3 protein-coding genes are annotated in these 2,320 nt (G+C 67.9%); all 3 read left to right on the top strand.

What is annotated here, in order from left to right; genetic code table 11:
• The coding region (locus ACRDSQ_RS15130; protein WP_431421772.1) for a beta-ketoacyl-[acyl-carrier-protein] synthase family protein at nucleotides 1-462 on the top strand (462 nt) is incomplete at its 5' end.
• A gap of 114 nt (nucleotides 463-576) precedes the next feature.
• Nucleotides 577-1,605 carry a fatty acid desaturase family protein gene (locus ACRDSQ_RS15125; RefSeq protein ID WP_431421770.1) on the top strand — a complete coding sequence of 343 codons (1,029 nt, stop codon included), beginning with the start codon at nucleotides 577-579 and terminating at the stop codon, nucleotides 1,603-1,605.
• Between the two features lie 268 nt (nucleotides 1,606-1,873).
• Nucleotides 1,874-2,230 (top strand): helix-turn-helix domain-containing protein, encoded by a 357-nt coding sequence (locus tag ACRDSQ_RS15120; RefSeq protein WP_431421769.1) that lies wholly within the window; start codon nucleotides 1,874-1,876, stop codon nucleotides 2,228-2,230.
• Nucleotides 2,231-2,320 lie beyond the last annotated feature (90 nt).

Raw genomic sequence — 2,320 nt, 5'->3', positions numbered from 1 at the left:
CGCCTCCTGGGCTACGGCGCGTCGGCCGACGCGTTCCACGCCACCAGCCCGCACCCGGACGGGGTCGGCGCGACGCTGGCGATCGAGGCGGCGCTGGCCGACGCGGGTGTGCTGCCCGACGACGTCGACCACGTCAACGCGCACGCCACGTCCACCCCGGTCGGCGACCTGACCGAGGCGGCGACGCTGCGCAAGGTGCTCGGCGCCTCTCCCGCGGTCACCTCGACGAAGGGCGTCACCGGACACACCCTCGGGGCGGCGGGGGCGATCGAGGCGTGCTTCACCGCGCTGGCGCTGCAACACGGCGTCGTGCCGCCCACGGCGAACCTGGTCGACCTGGATCCGGGGGTGGAGGTCGACGTGGTCGCCGGTGCTCCCCGCCCGCTGCCGCTGCGGGTCGCGATCAGCAACTCGTTCGGGTTCGGCGGGCAGAACGCCGTCCTGGTCATGGCCACGACCTGACCACAGCAAATTCCGACGGCCCGCCGTGACCGGGCCGACCGCACCTGATCCCGCCGACCAGCCGCACCCGGTTCCGGTCATGACCGGGCCTGACCACACTTCTAGGAGACCCTCATGCCCGCTCAACCGGGTTCCCTGACCCTCTCCCCCACCGGCACCTTCGAGGAGCTGTCGCGGCTGGCGAAAGAGGCGGGCCTGACCGCTCCCCGGCCCGGCTACTACATCGCCAAGACGATCGCGGGCTTCGCGATGCTGGCGGGCTGCGAGGTGGCGTTCTTCCTGATCGGCGACTCGTGGTGGCAGCTGCTCACCGCGGTGGCGCTGGCGATCGCGTTGGTGCAGACCGGTTTCATGGCCCACGACGTGGGGCACAAGCAGGTGACCACGTCCAAGCGGCGGTCGGAGATCCTCGGCATGCTGCACATGAACGTGCTGCTCGGGGTGTCCTACGGGTGGTGGGTGAACCACCACAACCGCCACCACAACAACCCGAACAACCTCGACAAGGACCCGGACACGATCCGCCGCCCGGTGATCTTCGACGTCGACGAGCTGCCCGCCAAGTCCGCCACCGCGTTCGGCAGGTTCGTCATCCGCTTCCAGGCGGTGATGTTCTTCGTGCTGCTCGGGCACGAGTCGGTGCGGCTGCACATGTCGGGCTTCCGCGCGGCCAAGGCGGGCATCCTGCGCTCGGCGCGGCTGGAGCTGGGCTTGGTGTTCCTGCACGCGGCGATCTACCTGACCGTGGTGTTCTGGGTGTTGTCGCCGGTGACCGCGGTGGTGTTCATCCTGGTCAACAAGGTGGTGTTCGGCATCTACCTCGGGATGGTGTTCGCGCCGAACCACAAGGGTATGGTGGTCTACCGCGACGACGTGGAGCTGGACTGGCTGCACCGGCAGGTCCTGACCTCCCGCAACATCCGGTCGAGCCGGTTCGTCGACTTCGTCTACGGCGGCTTGAACTACCAGGTCGAGCACCACCTGTTCCCCAGCATGCCGCGGGTGAACCTGCGGCGGGTGCGTCCGCTGGTGATGGACTACTGCCAACGCCACAGCATCCCTTATGTCGAGGTGTCGGTATGGCAGTCCTACGCCGAGGTGACGCGGTTCCTGGCCAAGGTCAGCGACGAAGCCCGGCACTGAGAACACCCCCTGCCGATCACGGCAGGGGGTGCGCACCCGATGACGGTGACCGGTCTCGAATTGGTTGTGGGCCAAGTGGTGAGTGAGGTCGGGTCAGGGACGAACGAGCGCGGGCTATCGCAACGTTCTTGTCGTACCCTGCCGTTACGGTCGTCGTCGTGGAGCATTGTGATCGGTTGATGCGGTTCGGGTTCGGGGATCTGGTGGTGTCGGCCGCGTGTGGTCGCCGGATCGTGGGGTCGGACGCGGCTGAGACCGGTGGACCGAGGTGAGTACCACGGTGGTGGTGCGCGCGTACCGGTACGCCCTGGACCCGCCCCCAGGCCAGGCCAGGAATCTGGAACGTCATGCCGGGGCAGCGCGGTTCGCGTTCAATTGGGCGTTGGCTCGGGTCAAGGCGAACATCGGGCAGCGGGAGGCAGAACGCTCCTACGGCCTCGACGGTGATGAGCTGACCCCGGCGCTGGGGTGGACTCTGCCGGCGTTGCGCCGGGCCTGGAACGCCGCCAAGGGCGAGGTGGCGCCGTGGTGGGGTGAGTGTTCAAAAGAAGCGTTCAACACCGGACTGGAGGTTGTCAAATTTTCTGTTTGCGCCACGAGGCGCTGCAAGTCCGTGTGGAGGTGAGAGACCTGCACCGTTGGCCTGTCGCAGCAGGGTAACGAAGCTGAGGGCAGTCTGATCCGGGTGGTGCCGGGGAGGGCGGGAAGCAGCCCT

The sequence above is a fragment of the Actinokineospora sp. genome, assembly GCF_050699995.1.
Classification (GTDB): domain Bacteria; phylum Actinomycetota; class Actinomycetes; order Mycobacteriales; family Pseudonocardiaceae; genus Actinokineospora.
This window is presented reverse-complemented; position numbering and strand designations above follow the sequence as displayed.

Excerpts from the sequence above, each read along its gene's own strand:
- ACRDSQ_RS15125 (WP_431421770.1), top strand. The coding sequence starts at position 577 with ATGCCCGCTCAACCGGGTTCCCTGACCCTCTCCCCCACCGGCACCTTC.